Below are 20,191 nucleotides of genomic sequence, written 5' to 3' on the forward strand. Positions count from 1 at the left end.
AGCCCGGCCTCATGCTTTTTCCTGGTGGAGGCTGACCCGGTTTTCCAAGGGTTTGCCTTCCAGAAAATCCCGGATGTTGTGCAGGGTGACTTCCGCAATATTGTGCAGGGCCTCCTTCGTGAAGAAGCCCTGGTGGGAGGTCAGGATGACGTTGTTGAAGGAGAGCAGCCGCGCCAGGGTATCATCATCAATGATTCTGTCTGACTTGTCTTCATAAAAATATTCCCCTTCCTCTTCGTACACGTCCAGGCCGGCGGAGCCCACTTTCTTTGATTTCAGGCCGTCAATCAGCATCTCCGTGTTGATCAGCTTGCCGCGCCCCGTGTTGATGATCATGACGCCGTCCTTCATTTTGCCGATGGAGTCCGCGTTGATCAGGTATTCCGTTTCCGGGGTGAGGGGGCAGTGCAGGGAGATGATGTCGGAGCGAGCGTAAAGGTTGTCCAGCGTGGTGTACGTGATGCCGGCTTCTTCCGCAAAGCGCTGGTCAGGGTACGGATCATAAGCCAGGATGTTCATGCCGAAGCCCTTGAGGATGCGGATGAGGATTCTGGCGATTTTACCCGTGCCGATGATTCCGGCCGTTTTTCCGTTCATGTCAAAGCCCATCAGGCCGTGCAGGGAGAAATTGCCGTCCCTGGTGCGCCAGTAGGCGCGGTGTATCTTGCGGTTCAGGGCCAGCATCAGCGCTACGGCATGTTCCGCCACCGCGTAAGGGGAGTACCAGGGAACCCGCACGACGGGCAAATCCTCATCTTCCGCCGCTTTCAGGTCCACGTTGTTGAATCCGGCGCAGCGCAGGGCCAGCAGCCTCACGCCGTTTTCCTTCAGGCTCCGGATTACTTCCCTGTCCGCCGTATCGTTGACGAAAATGCACGCCACGTCCATGCCGCGCGTCAGCGGAACGCTGTCCGGAGTGAGGTGCCCCTTGAAGTAGCGGATGTCATAATGGAAATCGCGCTCGTTGATCGGGTTGAAGGAGTCCCGGTCGTAGGGTTTGGCGTCAAAAAACGCAATGCGGCAGGATGGGTGGGTCATGTGGAAGGAAAAAGGGTTGAGTGGCCTATGGTTTTTTAGCTGCCTGCCCCTGGCTGGCGACGGCTTCCATGCGTTTACGTATTTCATCCGGATCCCCCAGGAAATAGTCTTTCTTGAGGTTCATGGAATCGTCAAATTCAAACACGCAGGGAATGGCGGTGGGCAGGTTCAGGGAAAGAAGCTGTTCATTGGGAATGTGTTTCAGGTACTTGATCATGCCGCGCAGGGTGTTGCCGTGGGCTACAATCAGGATGTTGTCCAGCGTCCGGAGGGAGGGCAGGATGGTTCCCTCCCAGTAGGGCATCATGCGGTCAATGGCTTCCTTCAGGGATTCCGTCCGCGGAAGCTCTCCGGCGGGCACGCCTTTGTAGCGGGGGTCCCATCTGGGGTTGGCGGGATCATCCTCCGCCAGGGGCGGCGGGGCCACGTCATAGCTGCGCCGCCAGACCAGCACCTGCTCGTCTCCGTATTTTTTAGCCGTTTCACTTTTGTTCAATCCCTGCAGCATGCCGTAATGCTTTTCATTGAGCCGCCAGCTTTTGGCGACGGGAAGCCAGTCCTGGTCCAGGCGGTCCAGCACGCAGTTGAGCGTCTTTACGGCACGCTTGAGATAGGAGGTATAGGACTGGTCAAAGGCCAGCCCCTTCTCTTTTAACAGGTCGCCCGCGTGGTACGCTTCCTCCACCCCCCGTTCCGTCAGGTCCACATCCGTCCATCCGGTAAATCTGTTTTCACGGTTCCACGTGCTTTCTCCATGGCGCAGAAGAACAATCGTTTTCATATCGCTGAATTTAGACACCCGGCTTCCGGCATCCGCGCAAAGGAAGGCGGGCGTATGACATGATTGCAAGCTCCGCCACGGGAGGAATTTGTCGTGAAAAGGGCCGCCGGCCCGCAGGTGCGGGAGCATATGTGAAATTGTGATTGGCAACCGTCTTCAAATGGATTAACAGTTCATCATGATGAAGCAATATGGGTTCAGGTGTGCCGCCGCCCTGATGGCCGCCGGAGTGGGAGCTCTCGCCTGGGCCGGGCCCGAGGCCGTCCAGAATGTGCAGAAGCCCGCTCCTTCCGGGGGTGCTCCCGCCGTGTTCAAGTTCGGCGGGGAAGGGAATCAGGAGTTCATGCTGAACGGGAAGCCGTTCCAGATCCGTGGCGCGGAGATGCACCCCCAGCGCATTCCCAGGGAATACTGGAGGCACCGCATCCGGACCGCGCGGGCCATGGGCCTGAACACCATTGCGTTTTACGTGTTCTGGAATGACCATGAGCAGCCGGACGGCAGCTTTGATTTCAAGACGGGCAACCGTGACCTGGGTGAGTTTCTCAAGATTTGCCAGGAGGAAGGCATGTGGGTTCTGTTCCGCCCGGGCCCCTATGTGTGCGGGGAGTGGGATATGGGAGGCCTGCCCCATTATCTGCTGAAGGATCCCAAAGCCAGGTTGAGAACCACGGAAGACTCCAAATTCATGAAGGCGCAGACGCGTTACCTGGAGGCGGTGGCGCGTGTGGCGGAGCCGTTTTTAGTGAAGAACGGCGGTCCCATCCTGATGACCCAGCTTGAAAACGAATACGGCAGCTACCAGCGGAAGGACCGCAAGTACATGGAATGGCTGAAGGCGTTCTGGACCAAAAAGGGGTTCGGCCCCTTTTACACGTCTGACGGCGCGGGAGAACATTACCTGAAGGGCGTTGTGTTGCCCGGCGTGGCCGTGGGGCTGGACCCGGGCCTGAACGACGGGCACTGGAACGTGGCCAACAAGTGCAATCCGGGCGTTCCCGTCTTTTCCTCGGAAACGTATCCGGGCTGGCTGCGGCACTGGGGGGAAGGGAACTGGGCGCCCACTCCGGAAATCGTCAACCACGTCCGCTGGTTTATGGACAAGGGACGTTCCTTCAGCCTGTTCGTGTTTCACGGAGGCACCAACTTCGGCTTCACGGCGGGGGCCAACAACGGTGGGCCGGGACAATACCAGCCGGATGTTACAAGTTACGATTACGGTTCTCCCGTGGATGAGCAGGGCCGGATGAATGAGTATTACACCCGGATGAGGGAAATTATCCTGGAAAAACTGCCCGCGGACACCGCCGTGCCTGAACCTCCCGCGGATATTCCGGCCATGGAGATTCCGGAGTTCACGCCCGTGGTGCATGCCGGGCTCTGGGAGAACCTGCCCAGGCCCTTCCGGTCCAAATTCCCGCAGCCCCCCTATTTTGAGCAGTGGAACCAGAACCAGGGGATGGCCATTTACAGCACTACGGTTCCCGCCGGTCCGGCTGAAAAGCTGGAATTGAGCAATGTGAATGATTATGCCCAGGTATACCTGAACGGGGAACTGGCAGGCACGCTGGACCGCCGCCTGGGGCAGAAGAGCCTGGAACTGCCGGAACGCAAGAAACCCGCAACGCTGGAAATCCTGGTGGAGGCCATGGGCCATATCAATTTCCACATCAGCATGGAGAGCGACCGCAAGGGGCTGCACGGAGACGTGAAGCTGGGAAAGCGTGAGCTGAAGAACTGGACGGTGAGGGCGCTTCCCCTGAAAGCCGCCTCCATTGTCCGGGCCCCCAGGGGAAAAGGCCCTTCCGCAAAACGGGAAGGCGCGCATTTCCGGGCCGTGGTGAATATTGATGAGCCGCAGGATACGTTCCTGGATATGTCCCGCTATGCCAAGGGGTATGTTTGGGTGAACGGCATTAACGTGGGGCGGTACTGGAACGTAGGGCCCCAGTTAAGGCTGTATGTTCCGGCGCCCTTCCTGAAAAAGGGAGAGAACGTGATTGATATTCTGGACCTTCATGAGAAGGAGCCCAAGCCCATCCGCGGCATGAAGGAGCGCAACAAGGAGCCTGGAAAGATAGATACCAAAAATCTGGACAACCAGTGGTAAAGCCGCCGGGCTTCCCGCCCGCGGTCCGGAAGAGGCTTTTTCTCCATGAAACCGCCCCACGGGGGAAAACGCGGCCTGGGGTCAGACGCCCTGAGCCTGCCGTTTTTTCCGGAATTCCTCTTTGAATGCCTTCCAGTCCGTGGTCCTGACCAGCTCCGCGAGATTGGAGTAGTAGGACCGGTGGTGCCCGAAGCGCTCGTCCATCAATTCCTCAAGGGCTTTTTCCGGCGTCCAGCCCTGCATGACGATGCGGTACGCGGCGCAGACAATGCCGGTTCTGTCGGAGCCGTGCCAGCAGTGTACCAGGATGGGCTTGGGTGCGCTGCTGATGACCAGCAGGCAGTCCATGAGTTCCTCCCGGGACATTTTTCCGGCCGCCAGCTTCCTGCGGTACAGACGCAGTCCGGTGTGTTCCGCTTCATCGGCGTCGCTGTGGTATTCCCGCAAGTTCAGGACGGATTTGAGCCCCAGTTTTTCGAGGGCCTTGAATCCGCGGCTGCCGGGCTGCCCGGAACGGTACAGGTCAGCACTGAGGCGGTAGCAGTTTTTGGCGTCTTTGATCTCAACAGGGCTCGGAACTTCCGTCATGGTTTCTGCACAGGCAAGGGAAAACGAGGCCGCCAGGACGGCAAGCACCATGAATTTCCGGTTCATGGCCCTTTTCAGGAATTGGAAGGATAGCCGACGCTCTGGGCGTACAGGACTTTTTTGAAGACAGGGAGCCGGAGACGGCGCTGAAGGTATTCGGCATCCAGCATGGCCCGGAAAACGGTGCCCAGCCCCGCCGAGGTGCAGAAGAGGTAGACGTTTTCGCCAATGAATCCCACATCCGCGGCGGCGGTGACCTGTTTTCTTTTCGCGTCAAAGTCTCCGGGCTGTTTGGACTGGTCCACCACATAGACGAGGTTCAGGGGCGCAGTGCCCACGAAGTCCTGTGTTCCCGTTGCGGCCCTTATGTCACCCTGGACGACTTGATGCAATTTGTGGGTTTCCGGCTTGTAAAGATAGGCTCCTTCCGGAAGAACGACGTAGATTTCTATTTCATTGGAATTCCGTGAGGACGGTGCCGTGCGGTAGTCCGGGTCATCCCGGGTGACGCCTTGCGCCGCCCAGAGCAGGGAAGACAGGACTTCCACCGGAATGGGCTTGTCTGTAAAGGACCGGGTGGAATGCCGTTCATTCAGAACCTGCATGAGGGGCTTGCCGCCCTTTTTGTCCGGCGCGGGCAGCATGATGTCATCGCTGAGGGCTGTTCCGGAGAGGAGGCCTCCGGAGAGAACGGCAAGAGAGGAACAGAGGGCATGAGAAATATTCATAGGCGGGAAAAAACGTACAATGGTTATGGGATAATCAGCGTGATACTTGTATTTTTTTCATGTTTTTGGAAGCGCATGAAAACTTAATCCTATAAAATGGCTATGAAAACACAAGGAAAAAGCGCCAGGACTGGTTCTTAACAGGTTCCGCAGGATGGGGGATATGAAAAAGACCAGCGTTTCAGGTTGACCTGGGAAAGGTAATGCGCTTTTATGTCAGGCGGAATGAGGTTGAAAAACCTTTTTCTTCCTTGTCTAGGCTGCTCCAACCCTCTCAACCCGTATCCGATGAATCCTGCCAATCCTTTGCGTCCCGGTTCCCCCAAGCGTAAAAAATCTTCCTCCGGGGGAATAATCATGACCATCATTCTGGTGCTGGCGCTTGCCGGCGGCGGTGTGGTTTACCACCGCATTTCAGTTCAACGGGCGGCGGAGGCCGCAGAACTGGCGGCCAGAAAGGAGGCGGAGGCGAAAGCGGCCCGCGCACGGAAGGCCGCGGAGCTGGAGGCGGCGCGCAGGGCGGCGGAGGAACGGGCGCGTGCGGAGGCGGCTGAGAAAGCCCGGCTGGAAGCGGAACGCCTGGCCGCGGAAGAAGCCGCCAGAAAAAGGCAGCAAAAGAAGCCGGAGGAGGTGAAGCCCGCGCCTGCGGAACCGAAGGAAGAGCCCGTGGTTCAGGAGAAAGACCCGCGGCTGGAGATTTTCAAGAAGCCCGTTCTACTGGTCAGCCTGAAGGCCAGTAACGCCGCCAATAGAAAGCTGTTTACGGACGCCTTCAATCTGGCCCTGGAAACGGGCCGCTATGACCTGTACGCTGATTTTCTGCGGTCTAATCTGGAACGGGACGCCGTGAAGGTCATTAAATTCGGCAAATTCGACGTGTCCATGTATGACCAGAGCCCGTATCTCATGCGCGCCAATGAGTTATACCAGCTCATCAGCAAGGTGGGAGCGGAAACCATTCAGGAGCAGCTCAAGGAGAGTTCTCCCAGATATTTTTACCCATGGCTTTTTTCAGACCCCTCCGATCCCCTGAGGCTTTTCCTGCGCACGATGGCGCGGGAACAGACGCCGAAGGAGCAGTGGGGAGGCATTCTGCGGAAGTGGGCGGAGTTCTGGATGAAAACCTCCGCCATGCCCCGGAGCAAGTATTCCTCCCTGGCGCTGGCCTGCGCCATGCTGGATCCCCGCATAGCCGCCAGTCCGTCCAGGCTGCGGGCCTCTTCCTCCACCAGTGTTTCCACCACTCCCCTGACGCTGGAACAGGTGTTCGAGTACTTTGTGGAGATGGATGAAGCCCATGAGCTTCTTACAGATATTACCAAATTAAGCCCTTCCGAGCTGCTCTTTGTGGTGGACGTGCGCCTGCCGAGGTCGGAGATGGACTGGGCGCGCAAAAAGGTGCGTCTTACCCGGAAGGGCTGGGGCGGGGCCTATTCCATGATCCGCTACCGGATGGACCGCGCCGCCCTGGGCAAGGACCCGTACACGAACTATACCTTCCAGGAGATTCTGGATGAAGGCGGCATCTGCATGGACCAAGCTTATTTTGCCGTAAATACCGCCAAATGCAACGGCATCCCCTCCGCCTACGTTACCGGGGACGGCAACCGCGGCCCGCACGCCTGGATCAATCTGCTGACGACGGATGAAACCTGGCAGTCCTATGGCGGGTACGGATATAATACGGGGCATTTCTCCCATCCGCACAACCGCAAATCAAAGCATGAATCCACCCTTTTGCAGGGCATGGACAAAAAGGTGAACGGGGCCCGGCTGGACAGCTCCCTGGATTATCTTTCCCTGGCGGACCTGTTTGAAGAAATGCAGAAGCCGGATTGCGTCCGGGTGATGCTGGAGGCCGCCACGCAGGCCACTCCTGGAAGCCCCCTGGGCTGGGAACGCCTGATTGCGCTGATGAGCCGCCCGGAAAGCGGCACGAAGCTGGAGGAATGGGATGCGCTGGTTACGATGATCAAGCGCAAGTTCCGCTCCCGTCCGGACTACCTGGCCATGGCCGCCCGCGTGGAGGATGAATACATTTTCCCCATGCGGGACGCCTCCACCAACAAGCGCAACGTGGCCCGCGACCTGAAAAAGCTGGAAAAGGAGACGGACGAGGGCCGCAGCGACCTGACTTCCGCCGCCATCAAGCGGCAGGCGGATATTCTGATGGAGAACGGGGACAAGGCCGGGGTGGCTTCCCTGTACCGGAAATCCATGAAGGACTACGCGCGCCGGGCGGAAGTGTTTGAGGCGCTGATGGGGCAGTATTACCGGTATGTTTCCCAGGACCAGGAGGCCGTGCTTCAGTTGGCCAAGGAGGCGGAATCTTCGTACAACCGTTATATCCGGACCAAGTCGGACGACTATTTCAAGGTGAAAAAGGAGGTCGCCATCCAGAAGAAGATTGCCGGGTATTATGAGAAGGGCGGCAATGAAAAGAAGGCCGCCTCCCTGCGCAAGGATGCGGAAAAGCGGGAGAAGAACAGCAAGAAGGGCATCAGGGAAGAGAATTAGTCCGGCAACGCCTCCCGCGGCCCCTGCATTTCCGCGAAGGGCGGCCGTGCCTCTTTCCGGCTGCGGCATACCCGTGGAATGAACGTTTTTAGGCTGGAATGCTGTCTTATCTTCAACTAATAAATGACCTGTATGTCAAGAGAACCTTACGCGAACTTCTGGCCCAAAGTGGCGGATACCGCTTTTGTGGCGGACAGCGCCGACCTGATCGGAGATGTCACCATTGGAGAACACGCCAGCATCTGGTACCATACCACGCTGCGCGCGGATATCAACAAGATCGTTATTGGGGACTACTCCAATATCCAGGACAACAGCTGCATCCACCTGGCGGACGACTTCGGCTGCTACGTGGGTAATTACGTGACCGTGGGCCACGGAGTGATCCTGCATGCCTGCACCGTGCAGGATAATTGCCTGATCGGCATGGGTTCCATCATTCTGGACGGCGCGGTCATCGGTGAAGGCTCCGTGGTGGGCGCGGGTGCGCTAATCACCAAGGGCACCGTCATTCCTCCCAATTCCCTGGTGCTGGGCTCCCCCGCCAAGGTGGTGAAAGACCTGGGTCCGGAATCTGCGGACAACAACCGCAAATGGGCTGAAAAATACGTGAAGGTGGCTGCCCGCTACACAGAACGCGTTATCAATCCCGGTTTTTAACATCTGATTTCCTCCCTCAATGCCGGATGAAAAGCTGATCACCCTGGAACTGTACGCCCTGCTCTATACCCGGGCCGGGGCCGGGGTATGCCTGCGTGATCCGCTGTCCGGCAAGGTGGGCGTTATCTTCATGGAGCTGGCGGACGGCATGGCGCTGGAGCGCATCCTGAACGGGGAACGCCCGGTGCGGCCGGATACGTCCTCCCTGCTGGGGCATTTCCTGTCCGCCATGGAATGCCGGGTAAGGCTGGTGCTCATCAACGGGCGCAAGGATGAAGTCTTTTACGCGCGCGTGGCTGTGGAGGCCGCCAATGAAGTCATGGACAAGCTGGTGGAGCTGGACGCCCGCCCGTCAGACGCCCTGATGATTGCCGCCCGGTCCGGAACCGGCATTAAAATCGTTCCCGCCGTCTGGGAAAGCATGGAGAACATCCTGCCCCAGCTGGAGCAGCTTGACTCGGATTCCCCGGACAGCCGCGCTCCGGTGTATGTGGGAGAGCCGTAGGGCGGCGTTCCGTGCTTCGGCACCGTGCCATTTCCTGCCCGGCGGCATGAATTGCGGCATAAGGATTTCCTGCCGATGGACGTACCCATTTTTTATAAAAAAAACTTGCTAAGGCGCGGGAATCCCTATACATTCGCCGCACATCACTTCAAGTGGGTAGATTCCCGAGCGGTCAAAGGGGGCAGACTGTAAATCTGTTAGCATTCGCTTTCGAAGGTTCGAATCCTTCTCTACCCACCACTTTTCTTTTTAAAACGCGTTCTTTCCGGGAGCGCGTTTTTTATTGCGCGCGCCGTTGCGGATTCATGACGCCGGGGGACAGTACGGCCTGCGCGCGGCGCATGGCCCGTTCCCTGGCCGGATATGGGAAGCGGAAGATGCTGCGCGGATGACTTGTTCAGCCTATCGACAAGGTGTACGGGACATGTTAGAAACTTCCTTCCCTATTTTCACCTCTACCGCTTATTGACATGTTGACCACGCTTCTCATCCTGGGAGTATCCGCCGTTTTGTTCGTTCAGGGGAGAATCCGTTCGGATATTGTCGCGCTCTGTTCCCTGCTGTGCCTGATCGTGTTCGGGATTTTAAGCCCGGACCAGGCGCTTTCCGGGTTTTCCAATTCCATCGTGGTCATGATGGTGGGGCTTTTTGTGGTGGGGGGAGCCATTTTCCGGACGGGGCTGGCCAAGATGCTGGGCGGCAGGATCATGAAGCTGGCAGGCAAGAGCGAGCTGCGGCTGCTGGTGCTGACCATGCTTGTTACGGCGGGCATAGGCGCGTTTGTCAGCAATACGGGAACGGTAGCCCTGATGCTGCCCATTCTGGTGAGCCTGGCTGCGGACGGCGGCATCCAGACCAGCCGCCTGCTTATGCCCATGGCGTTTGCGAGCAGCATGGGCGGCATGCTGACGCTGATCGGCACTCCCCCGAACCTGGTCATCAATAACCAGCTTCAGGAGGCCGGCATGGAGGGGCTGGGCTTTTTCTCCTTCACTCCCATCGGCCTCGTCTGCATCGTGACGGGCGTTCTGGTGCTGATTCCCCTCAGCAGGAAGTTTCTGGGCCATCATGACGACAAGACGGAACATGAGGCCAAAGGGAAGTCTCTCAGCCAGTTGATTGACGAGTACCAGATTATCAACAATCTTTACCGTCTCCGGGTGGTGGAGGATTCCGCCCTGACGGAGAATCCCCTGCATGACCTTCATATTCCGGACCGCTACCACGTGAACATCGTGGAAGTGCGCCGCAGGCATTCCAGCCGCCATTCCTTCCTTCAGACGGTCAGCCAGACCATGGCGGGCTCGGACACGCGGGTGGCCAGGGGGGACGTCATTTACGTGATGGGGGAGTTTGAGGACGTGGACCGGTTCGCGCGGGAATGCGGGGCGGAGATGATCAACCGGAGGACATCGGAAGACACGGACTCCATGCTGAAAAGCAAATTGAAGTTTGACGAGATAGGCATTGCGGAAATGCTGCTGATGCGCAACTCGGACCTCATCAACATGCCCGTGAAGTCTTCCGGACTGCGCGCCAAGTACGGGGTCAACATTCTGGCTATCCAGCGGGACAATCATTACATTTTCCACAATTTGAAGGACGTCAAGCTCCAGTACGGGGATACGCTGCTGGTTCAGGGAACCTGGGCGGATATTGCGCGCCTGAGTGAAAAGACCTTTGAATGGGTGGTGGTGGGGCAGCCTCTGGCGGAGGCGTCCAAGGTGACCCTGACGCACAAGGCCCCGCTGGCCGCCGGCATCATGGTGCTGATGATTGCGGCCATGGTGTTTAACTGGGTTCCCGCGGTGGCGGCGGTGCTGATTGCCGCCGTGCTGATGGTGCTGTGCGGCTGCCTGCGCAACGTGGAGGAGGCGTACCGGACGATCAACTGGGAAAGCATTGTGCTGATTGCCGCCATGCTTCCCATGTCCGTGGCGCTGGAGAAGACCGGCACCTCGGAGGTTATCTCCCACGGGCTGGTGGCCGGGCTGGGCGGCTTCGGCCCGCTGGCCCTGATGGCGGGCATTTACTTTACGGCGTCCCTGCTGACCATGTTTATCAGCAATACGGCCACGGCGGTGCTTCTGGCCCCCATTGCCCTGCAATCCGCGGTGAGCATGGGCATCAGCCCCTATCCGCTGCTGCTGGCGGTTTCCGTGGGCACCAGCATGTGCTTTGCCTCTCCCTTCTCCACGCCGCCGAACGCGCTGGTCATGCCCGCCGGCAAGTATACGTTTATGGATTACGTGAAGGTGGGCGTGCCGCTCCAGGTGATCATGGGCCTGGTCATGGTGGTGGTGATTCCGCTGTTTTTCCCCTTCGCAAAGGCCTAGGCCGGAGAGCCGTTCACGCAGCGGAAAGGGCGTATGGCAGGGTAATTTACATGCATTACCAGAAAAAGAGAGACAAGAGGAACGTGCGGGGGTAGAAGAGGATTGTTTAAGAACCCCCATTTTATTATGAAGTATTTGCTTATTGTTCTGGCCGCTGCGTTCGCCATGCCGTCCATGGCGGAGGAAGACGCTCCCAAGAGAATGACTTCCGCGGAAAAGAAGGCCGCCCTCCTTGAAAAATATGATACCAACAAGGATGGCAAGCTGGATGCCGAAGAGAAGGCCAAGATGAAGGAAGACCTGAAGAAGCAGAAGGAGGAGGAACGGGCCAGGAAGCACGCCTCCCGCAAATCCGACTAAGGGTTTATTCCTTGGCGGGTCATCTGCTTTTCGAACGGCTTGAACCGGGTTCAGGCCGGAAGGGAAACTTGTGCCTGTTCATATGATGAATTACAGAATTTGGACCAGATGGGCCGCGGCGGCCGTGTTTGCCGGGCTGGCTGCCTGCACGGCGGAGGAGTGGGCGCAGTTTAACCGGGAACTGGAACAGAATCAGCGGGCCGCCGCCGAACGCCGGGTCAAGTACCGCAAAGTCAGGCTCCAGTGCTCCGACTGGGAGATGGCGGATACGGCGGCGGCCTCCCTGTCGTCCAAGGGGTTCCAGGTCATGTACCCCGGAGAGGATGGCTACGGGGCCGTGGCGACCGTCAGCAAGACGGCGCAGGAGCATGTGCTGATTCGCAACGGGAATTATTTTACCACGCTGCACGGGCCCAATACCCGGCCCGGCTACAGGACGAAGGTTACCGTGACCGTGCATAATTTGACGGGCAGGAAGCTGGCTGAATACCAGGGGGAAAGTGTTCCTTCCGAATCCTTTCACCGTTCGGAAGCGGCCCGTTCCGCCTGCCGCAAGGCTATCGGCAGAATGCCGTCCAGCAGCTCCATTTACTGGTAGGTAATGCCGGAAGGCGTGTCCGGAACCGGAATCCGGGTTACGCCCCGGTTCCGCGCTTGCCGCGTGACCTGATTTTATAGGCCAGGGTGTCCGCCAGTTCCCGGATGGCGTTGAGCGGGTTTTTCCGCAGAACATGGCGCCCTTTCAGCGTGGCGCCGGGGCGGACGGTTCCGGTTCCCCGGTGGTTGCGGATGACCGCCGCCGTCTGGGCGAACATGTTATATTTTTCCAGCACCAGGCGGCGCGCCTCCCGGATGGCGGGGAGGCGTTTTTCATATTCCCCGCCGTCCATGGCCTTGCGGATGATTTCAAAGGCTTTCTGCGGGTTGTCCAGCGGGATGGGGATGAAGCTTTCCGGCGGGAAGCATTCCGTTGCCAGCGGGTCTCCGGCGTAAAAGGGAAGGGTCATGGCGACAAAGGCGTCAGACAGTTTTTCCGTCCAGTGGTGGGGCTCCAGGTGGTTTTCCACGCACAGATGGTATTTGTAGTCATCCATGGCGACGGTTTTGTTTTCTATTTCCTGAATGCCGTGCCCGAACCAGTCCAGTTCCGGCAGATGGTCCGCCAGGTAGCGCGTGAGGTCATAACGCATTTTATGCATGGTATGCGTGTGCTGCTTGGCGGAGCAGATGGTGGAAAGCATTTTTGTCTTAGGGAATTCCGTCTGGTCCAGAATTTCCTGCATGGGCTTGATGTACAGCCATTCCAGGCAGCCGCGGCCCAAGGTGTGGTTGGGATGCGGCAGGTCCCGGGAGGAGTGGGTGGTCAGGACGGTGCCGAACTGGCCGGTGTACGCCCGGCTGTAGATCTTGATGGACGGGGGTTCCACCGTGATCAGGATGGTCTGGTCCGGCGGGCAGAGCAGGGGTTCCGTTTCATCCTTGATGGTGCCTACGGAGCGCCTTGGAAATTCATCATACACCAGCACCCAGTCGTAATCCGTCATGGCGGCATCCGTGCAGAACAGGCAGTCGCCCCACAGCAGGGATTCCGTTTTTTCCGGGGAGGCCTTTGTGGATTTTCTGATGACCTTGATGCGTGTGGGGCGGGGGGAGTCCGTCATGAAAGTATAGGCGTTGAAAAGGTGCACGGGCCTGCCGCCGGATTCTGGAATTTTCTCCGGAAGCGCTGCGGCAACGCTGCCTGCATGGCGCCAGTGTATGGGGCCTTCCTGCCTTGTCAATGTCAAAGGATTGGAGCTTCCGGCAGGAAAGCTCCGTCAGTTGGACGCCGTGCTTTCCAGGGCGGGCTCCGGAAAAAGCTGGTCAATGATGCAGGAGACCATTTTTCTGGAGCCGTAGGGGGAAAGGTGGTTGTCATCACAGTACATCAAGTTGCCCATGTCTTCCTCCAGCCATTGCCCGTCTTGATGGAAGGCGCCGTGAAGGGGGATAAAGCGGCACAGGCCTGTAGATTCCATGTGTTTCAGAAGGGCGAATACGGGGCGCTGCCGCGTGGTGAAGTCCCCGCCCAGCAGGCGGTCCGCCCGGTTGGCGTTCAGCAGGACGTTGCGCCGCATGAGTTTGCGCGGGCCGAAGGTCCATTCCGGCACGGGGCCCAGCAGCACGATTTGCTTGCCGGCCTTGTGGAGGCGGGCGCAGGTGTGGCGCAGGCCGTCCGCCACCAGTTGTTTCAGGCGCGCGTCCCGGTGGCTGTTGACCAGTTCAATCCACCGGTTGTGGATGAATACGGTGTGAATCCGGGGAGTGCTTTCCAGCCAATCCAGAATCAGGTCCATATTGTGTTCCCAGTGAGGGTACATCATGCGCAGGAGCGTGAGGGAATCAGTGTCTCCAGAGTCCGAGATGCCACTTAATGGGCACAGCCGCGCCCGGTAGAAGAGGCCTGAGCGGTGCAGAAGCCGCGCGGCGTCATCAAAGCCGGGGGAGCTGGCCATGGCATGGCTGTCCCCCATGAGCAGGAAGGAAGGCGGCTCCCCGGTTTTCCCCAGCAGGACGAAGGGGTAGTCCGTCACGTCCCCGAGTTCAGGATGATGGGGCTGGATGGCGTTCCCCTTTTCCACCACTGCCCGGTCAGGGGGGACAATGCCGAAGGAGGGAGGGAAGGCCGGGCCTTTCCAGTATTCCGGGAATGATATGTTGTTGGCGGTTACATGCCAGTAGTCCCGTGCGCCGTCCGTCCATTTGAGCCATTCTCCCGCAAAGCCCAGCATCAGGCAGCCGGAGGCCGTGAGAAGAAAGGCTTTCCCGGGTTTCCACCATGCGGTCCCGGTCCGGAAAGGCGTTTCCACGAATTTCCAGGAGAGGAACCCCAGGAGGAGGGAGAGCGCAAACATGCCCGCATAGTCCCACGGGCTGCATTCATTGAAGCAGATGTAGGTCCAGTACACGATGACGGGCCAGTGCCACAGGTACAGGGAGTAGGAGATTTTGCCGATGCCTGTGCTGAGCGGGTGTTTGAGGATGCGTCCGGACCAGCCATGGCTTCCGTAGCGGATCAGGAGGGCCGCCCCCGCGACGGAGGGTATGGCCGCATACCCCGGAAAAGGCGTGGAAGCGGTGTAACAGGCAAAGGGAAGCAGGATGCCTGACCACCCCGCCAGGCGCAGCCAGCTTCTTCCGCGGCCCTGTTCCTCCGCGGCCGGAGCCAGGGCCAGCAGGCAGCCGGCCAGGAGTTCCCAGGCGCGGCAGTAGAGCAGGTAGAAGGCTTTGTTGTGCTCCAGATGCCCCATGTGATGGACGGCGGCAAACAGGGAGAGCGCCAAAGCTCCGCAGAGGACGGGCGCGACGGCGTTTTTCCTGAATTTCCAGAGCAGCCACAGGGTGAGCGGGATGGCCAGGTAGAATTGTTCTTCCACGCTCAGGGACCACAGGTTCAGCAGGGGGTTTTCTTCTGCGGCGGGGCTGAAATAATCCCCTGCGGTCCTGCTGAAGTAAGTATTGGTGATGAAAAGCGCGCTGGATCTCACCGTTCTGCCCAGGGTGCGCAGGTCGTCGCAGTCCAGCACCACGCAGCCGAAGGCCAGCACTACCGCGATCAGGCAGAAGTAGGCGGGCATGATGCGCCTGATCCTGCGGCAGTAGAAGGAGGGCAGGGAGAAGGAGTTCTCTTTCAGGCTGCGGACCAGGCCGCCGCCGATCAGGTAGCCGGAGATGACGAAGAAGATGTCCACGCCCGTGTACCCTCCGGGGCACGCCCATTCCAGCAGATGGTACAGGACGACGGCCAGTACGGCAAAGGTACGCAGGCCGTCAATGTGCGGAAGGTAGGTGCCATGGACGGTGTTTCCGGCCTGATGGAGGGAAGGCGAACAAAAGTTTTCAGAAAGGCATTTGCTCATGAGGCGGAAAGGAGGCACATACGGGAGTGGGAAATAAGGCGGGAATGCGGGAAGGGAGAAAAAACGGAGTGGGATTGCGGGGTCGGGGAGCTTCTGTTATTTGCGCAGGCGTTTTTTCAGCCGCCGCCACGCCAGGCGCAGCCTGTGGCCGCGTTTTAAAAAGCGCTGGTAGTAGGAAATCCAGGTTCCGTCTCCCTTGCGGCGCGCTTCTTCCGGAGACTGGTCGAATATCCGGTAAAGTTTGGCTGTTTCACGTTCCGTTTCTTCCAGGAAGAGGGCTTCCTGTTCCGGGGTTTTCCAGGGGCGGGACATGATTTCACACCACAGGCCGTCGTCTTCATCCACTTTTTTTACATAGGCTACGGCATCGTCCAGGGTGGGGAAGTCATGGCAGTTGATGAATGCGGCGGAGTTGAATTCCCTGCCGATGTCCGGGTTGCCCCAGTAAATGGGGATGGTGCCCGCCAGCATGCTGGTGACGATTTTCTCGCTGGTGTAGCCGGGGTACCACGCGTTTTCAAAGGCAATGGAGAATTTGTACGGCTTTTTCATCCGGATGGAGGAAGAGTACCAGTCTTCCGACTGGTGGCCGTCGCCCGGCGTGTTGTTGAGGTGGGGCCCCAGGGAGTTGACGAACCGGAAGGCGGAGAGCTTGTGGAAAATGGCGTCCCGGTTGGGATGGGATTTGCGGTTGGAGTAGATGAAGTTGCAGAAGCCCGTTTTGGAGGCCAGGAGGGCGCGGGCGTCCAGGCCTTCCTTGCCGCCGTGCACTTCCTGCAAATGGTGGCGCAGGAAGGGGAGTTTGACGGTGCGGCCGCTCCCGGGCACGGTATCCAGCCCGATGTAGTAGTCAAACAGCATGAAGTCCGGGGCAATGGCTTCATGGCAGGCGTACATGACGGTGATATGCCCCGGCGCCCGTTCCAGAAAATCGTAGAATGCCTCCCGGTTGACGTAAAACCAGGGGGTGGCGATCAGGTAATCGAAGTCGGTATTGTCTTCCACCACATGGTACCGGTCTTTCAGGAGCTGAAGAATGCCTTCCCTGCCGAAATCCGGAGTGGACTGTAAAAAGGAGATTTTAAGCGTTTTCATGGGAGGAGGCGGGTCGGAGTGGTTCAGAGTGTATGGGGCGGCTCTTTCTTGTCAATGACAAAGGAAGAGGCTGTCCGGGCATGTTGGAGGAAGGTTGCCCGGCAGTTAAACGTCAGTCATTTTCACCCTTCGCGACGGTATTCCCGGAGCGTTTCTTCATAGAGGGCGGCATGTTTTGCCGCAATGACGGGATAGGAGAATGTCTGTTCCGCGTGTTTCCGCCCTTCCTCCGCCAGGGACAGCCGGAGTGCCCGGTCATGGATGAGGCGTTCACAGTGGCCTGCCAATTGATGCAGGTCTCCCTGGGGAGCCACCAGCCCCGTTTTGCCGTCCAGGACCACTTCCGGAACCCCGCCCGTCCGGAAAGTGACGGAAGGGGTCTTGCAGGCCATGGATTCCAGAGCTACATTGGAAAGAACGTCCTGCAGCGTGGGATTCAGGAACATATCCGCCGCGCTGTAAAGCCCGGCCAGTTCCTTCATGTCCGTAATGAATCCGGCGTTTGTGCTGGGGAAGGGGAATTCCACGCTTTTTTCCTGATTGCCGAAGAGCAGCAGATGGAGGTTCCGGTGCCCGCGCCGGTACAGTTCTTCCAGCGCCAGGGGGATGAAATGGCCTCCCTTGACCGGATTGAACAGGCCGGTTGCGCCGCAGGCAATGACAAAGGCTCCGGACGGGATGCCCAGGGCCGCACGGATGGCCTCCCGGTCTTCCGCCGGGCGGAAGAGGTCCGTATCCACAGGGTTGTAAATCTGGACAATCCTTCTTCCGGGGAACATGCAGCTTTTTTCCACTTCCTTTTTCAGCCAGAGGGAGGGGGTGACGAGCGTGAGGGAAGGGATGCTGCCGAAGGCCCTGCGTTTACGGGAGAAGAGCCATGCAGGCAGGTTATGGAACAGGCGGGGCGTGCCAAGCTGGGGGCAGAGGCCCCGGCATCCGTCCCGGAACAGGCCGCAGTCCATGGTGCAGTGGCACCCCGCGGTGCAGGCAAACATATCGTGAAGCGTATGGACCAGCGGGCGGCGGATGTGGCGCAGCCGCGTGAAATCCACCGTTCTGCCGCCTATCCAGTGCAGGTGCACCAGGTCCGCCTCCTCCATCTGGGCGGTATCAAAGCCCATGCCCAGCACATTCAGGGAAAAAGGAAGGTCCCTTCTTCTTTCCGGCAGCAGAACGTTAAAGCCGTGCGCCAGATGGCGGCGCAGGGCGTCTGTAGCTCTTCTGGCGGCGGACCTTTTGATTTCAAGGCCGTTTATTCCCTTGCGCCTCCTGAGTAAAAGAACGGATTCCATGCCGGAAATGTTCCGGTTCAGAGCATCATTCAGCCGGTAGGGAGCGGAGCTGGCCGATACGCTGTGGGAGACTTGGAATACTGTTCTGCATTGAGGAGAAGCCACATAGGAAAGTATGGGGATTTGAAATCCGAAGTCAATACAAACGGCTGAACGGGAATAGGAATGAAATGAAAGTGTCCCGGAAAGATACGGCTGGCGGGCTGGGCGGCTTAGAATTTATCTATGTCGCAACCTGTTGGTGGACCTGTATTAAACGGGGATGGTCCGCGGGAGTCCGCTATCTTCGGATTTCAAATCCGCCTTTTTTGGAGGGAAGGAGGAGCTGCCTGCATTTTTGGAGCCAACCTTTCTTTGCGGTCCGCGGGATTCCCATGTCGCGCCTGTCCTGGAACGGGAAGGAGGAAAGCTCCTTCCAGTCTTCCGCATAAGTTTCCGCACTGTCCAGAGAGGTAATGCCCCGCAGTTTGCACAGGATGGAGAAAATGCTCTGATCATACCGGTTTTCCACAAATCCCGGCAGGTTCGGAGAAGTAGAGGGAGAATTATCCACCAGGTTCAGATGGCCGTAAAAGGTATGGAGCCATTCGCGGATCAGGTTTTCCGTGAGCGGATTCTTTTTCAGAAAGACGTGGCCTCCCGCAATTTGCTGGGTGTGCGTGATCCAGGTGTCCGCTCCGGAAATGCCAAAGTGGCGGAAAATGTCTCCCTTGGTCCACTTGTATTCCGGCTGTCCACTGTTGAAAACCAGCATGCCGAGGTTGTCCCGGTCCAGCATGTCCACGTATTCCCGGAAGCGCGCCGCTCCATTGATGTTGATATGGCAGCCGGCATCCAGGTACAGGAGGCGGTCTCCTTCCTGCATGTCCTGCAGGATGTGGTGGATGGACCAGGGTTTCCAGGACCAGTACCCGAATCCCCGGCAGGACGGCGTCAGGTATTTGCCCATGCGGCTGGTGAATTCCGCGGAAAGGTCACGTTCCGTGAACAGCGTGATCTCATCAAAAAAATCCAGCGCTTCCGCCTGCCTGCCCAGCCGTTCCAAGGCGGCGGACATGCGGGAGTCTGCGAATGAGAGAAAGCGGTTCATTAGTTCGGAAGACGGGGATAAGGCAATTTACAGGGAAGGCGGCGATGTGTCAAACGGCTCTTCCGGCGAGGCGTTTTTCCCTTGGGAACCGCTGGAATGCGTTTGGGAAAAGTGTTCCGCGAGCATTCTTTTGCAAGAGTAATAGCGTCCCTTCTGTCCGGGAAGCAGGGAACAGGCCGCCAGAAGGATGCGGCCCCAGCCGTTGGCCGGCAGTTGCGCCGAGTTCAGCAGGTCCACCAGCTGCCTGTCCCGGCCCGGCAGGACGGAGAGAAACCGCGCCCCGTCCGCGTTCTGATAGAACAGGTGCCACCAGTCCAGCAGGGATTGCTGCTGAACGGCGGTCATCTGGTGGAAAAGGGGATGTTTGGAGACGAAGAAAGGCCTGATTTTCCGCACGCCGTAGGTGAACAGGCCTTCATTCTGCCACCCATGTTCCTTCCAGTAGTCCACAATGTACAGCAGCCGCTGGAATTCCTGCACACATTTGAAGTAGGTGGGGTCATTGCAGCGGCGGGAAAGGGAACCGTTCCGCATGAGGCGGTAGTAGTACAGGCAGTCCGGGATGAACAGGAGACGGGAGGCATGGGGAACGGCCATCAGCCGGAAGGTTTCATCCTCCGCGCCGGATTTCAGGTTCACATTGAAGCGGAGGCGGTGGGCATCCAGCATGCTTTTCCGGAACAGCTTGCTCCACACGCAGATGTCCATTTTACCCCAGATGGAGTCCCGGAAGAAGCTGGCGGGGGAGGCGTTTTCTTCGAAATGCCAGGAGGGCGACCTTCTTCTGGCCTCAATGAGCCGGTCCGAGGAGTCTTCAAAGACGTGGTTGCCGCACTCCACGATGTCCGCATCATGTTCCAGCGCCGCGGAAAAAAGGCGGCAGTACATTTCCGGGTCCACGTAGTCGTCCGGGTCCGCAAAGCCTACATAAAGGCCGCGGGCCGCATCCAGCCCGGCATTCCTTGCGGCGGAAACGCCCGCGTTCTGCTGGTTCAGGAGGATGATTCTGCCGTCTTTTTCCTTCCAGCGGAGCAGGTGCGCCCAGGTATCGTCCATGGAGCCGTCATTGATGCAGATGATTTCAATGTTCCGGAGGGTCTGCCGTACCAGGCTGTCCAGACAGTTGTCCACATAAGCGGCTACATTGTAGCAGGGAACGATGATGGAAACGTCGGGCCGCATAGAGTTTGTA

Annotated in this window: 17 protein-coding genes and 1 tRNA gene; 8 read left to right on the forward strand and 10 right to left on the reverse strand. The window is 58.5% G+C overall.

All coding sequences use genetic code 11. From position 1 onward, the window contains the following. Positions 1–9 precede the first annotated feature (9 nt). On the reverse strand, positions 10–1,038 hold the full coding sequence (locus HHJ06_RS00345; protein WP_215426823.1) for a 2-hydroxyacid dehydrogenase: 1,029 nt from the start codon (positions 1,036–1,038) through the stop codon (positions 10–12). Positions 1,039–1,063: 25 nt separating this feature from the next. After that, positions 1,064–1,819 (reverse strand): 2,3-diphosphoglycerate-dependent phosphoglycerate mutase, encoded by a 756-nt coding sequence (gene gpmA, locus HHJ06_RS00350; protein WP_215426824.1) that lies wholly within the window; start codon positions 1,817–1,819, stop codon positions 1,064–1,066. 178 nt (positions 1,820–1,997) lie between these two features. Between gpmA and HHJ06_RS00355 the strand changes: the two genes are divergently transcribed. Next, entirely contained in the window at positions 1,998–3,929 is a 1,932-nt protein-coding gene (locus tag HHJ06_RS00355) for a beta-galactosidase (protein WP_215426825.1), read from the forward strand. An 81-nt stretch (positions 3,930–4,010) separates the two neighbouring features. Here HHJ06_RS00355 and HHJ06_RS00360 read toward each other — a convergent pair whose 3' ends face one another. Both HHJ06_RS00360 and HHJ06_RS00365 read right to left on the reverse strand, forming a co-directional pair. After that, a complete protein-coding gene (locus HHJ06_RS00360; protein ID WP_215426826.1) occupies positions 4,011–4,583 on the reverse strand; it encodes a tyrosine-protein phosphatase in 573 nt (190 codons plus the stop codon). A gap of 8 nt (positions 4,584–4,591) precedes the next feature. Then, positions 4,592–5,245, reverse strand: a complete 654-nt coding sequence (locus HHJ06_RS00365; RefSeq protein ID WP_215426827.1) for a nitroreductase family protein — start codon at positions 5,243–5,245, stop codon at positions 4,592–4,594. Between the two features lie 357 nt (positions 5,246–5,602). Between HHJ06_RS00365 and HHJ06_RS00370 the strand changes: the two genes are divergently transcribed. The 7 genes from HHJ06_RS00370 (at position 5,603) to HHJ06_RS00400 (ending at position 12,221) form a co-directional block, all read left to right on the forward strand. Then, positions 5,603–7,762: a transglutaminase-like domain-containing protein gene (locus tag HHJ06_RS00370; protein ID WP_215426828.1), complete on the forward strand. Its 2,160-nt coding sequence runs from the start codon at positions 5,603–5,605 to the stop codon at positions 7,760–7,762. Positions 7,763–7,885: 123 nt separating this feature from the next. Further along, complete coding sequence (locus HHJ06_RS00375) at positions 7,886–8,422, forward strand: gamma carbonic anhydrase family protein (protein WP_215426829.1); 537 nt, start codon at positions 7,886–7,888, stop codon at positions 8,420–8,422. 19 nt (positions 8,423–8,441) lie between these two features. Next, on the forward strand, positions 8,442–8,927 hold the full coding sequence (locus HHJ06_RS00380; RefSeq protein ID WP_215426830.1) for a bifunctional nuclease family protein: 486 nt from the start codon (positions 8,442–8,444) through the stop codon (positions 8,925–8,927). A gap of 154 nt (positions 8,928–9,081) precedes the next feature. After that, positions 9,082–9,167, forward strand: a tRNA-Tyr gene (locus HHJ06_RS00385). 230 nt (positions 9,168–9,397) lie between these two features. Continuing rightward, complete coding sequence (locus tag HHJ06_RS00390) at positions 9,398–11,263, forward strand: SLC13 family permease (RefSeq protein WP_215426831.1); 1,866 nt, start codon at positions 9,398–9,400, stop codon at positions 11,261–11,263. Between the two features lie 126 nt (positions 11,264–11,389). Next, positions 11,390–11,623 carry a hypothetical protein gene (locus HHJ06_RS00395; RefSeq protein WP_215426832.1) on the forward strand — a complete coding sequence of 78 codons (234 nt, stop codon included), beginning with the start codon at positions 11,390–11,392 and terminating at the stop codon, positions 11,621–11,623. Between the two features lie 82 nt (positions 11,624–11,705). After that, positions 11,706–12,221, forward strand: a complete 516-nt coding sequence (locus HHJ06_RS00400) for a hypothetical protein (protein ID WP_215426833.1) — start codon at positions 11,706–11,708, stop codon at positions 12,219–12,221. 37 nt (positions 12,222–12,258) lie between these two features. Here HHJ06_RS00400 and HHJ06_RS00405 read toward each other — a convergent pair whose 3' ends face one another. The 6 genes from HHJ06_RS00405 to HHJ06_RS00430 form a co-directional block, all read right to left on the reverse strand. Then, positions 12,259–13,284 (reverse strand): glycosyltransferase family 10 domain-containing protein, encoded by a 1,026-nt coding sequence (locus HHJ06_RS00405; protein ID WP_215426834.1) that lies wholly within the window; start codon positions 13,282–13,284, stop codon positions 12,259–12,261. A 156-nt stretch (positions 13,285–13,440) separates the two neighbouring features. After that, the gene (locus tag HHJ06_RS00410) at positions 13,441–15,522 is read right to left on the reverse strand and encodes an acyltransferase family protein (RefSeq protein ID WP_215426835.1); all 2,082 of its coding nucleotides are present in this window, start codon (positions 15,520–15,522) and stop codon (positions 13,441–13,443) included. Between the two features lie 96 nt (positions 15,523–15,618). Beyond that, on the reverse strand, positions 15,619–16,617 hold the full coding sequence (locus HHJ06_RS00415; RefSeq protein WP_215426836.1) for a glycosyltransferase family 10 domain-containing protein: 999 nt from the start codon (positions 16,615–16,617) through the stop codon (positions 15,619–15,621). A gap of 122 nt (positions 16,618–16,739) precedes the next feature. Then, the gene (locus tag HHJ06_RS00420) at positions 16,740–17,909 is read right to left on the reverse strand and encodes a glycosyltransferase (RefSeq protein ID WP_215426837.1); all 1,170 of its coding nucleotides are present in this window, start codon (positions 17,907–17,909) and stop codon (positions 16,740–16,742) included. Positions 17,910–18,189: 280 nt separating this feature from the next. Then, positions 18,190–18,966, reverse strand: a complete 777-nt coding sequence (locus tag HHJ06_RS00425) for a hypothetical protein (RefSeq protein ID WP_215426838.1) — start codon at positions 18,964–18,966, stop codon at positions 18,190–18,192. Between the two features lie 60 nt (positions 18,967–19,026). After that, positions 19,027–20,181, reverse strand: coding sequence for a glycosyltransferase family 2 protein (locus HHJ06_RS00430; RefSeq protein ID WP_215426839.1), 1,155 nt, complete (start codon positions 20,179–20,181; stop codon positions 19,027–19,029). Positions 20,182–20,191: the final 10 nt, after the last annotated feature.

Source organism: Akkermansia muciniphila (assembly GCF_018709685.1).
GTDB classification, from domain to species: domain Bacteria; phylum Verrucomicrobiota; class Verrucomicrobiia; order Verrucomicrobiales; family Akkermansiaceae; genus Akkermansia; species Akkermansia muciniphila_E.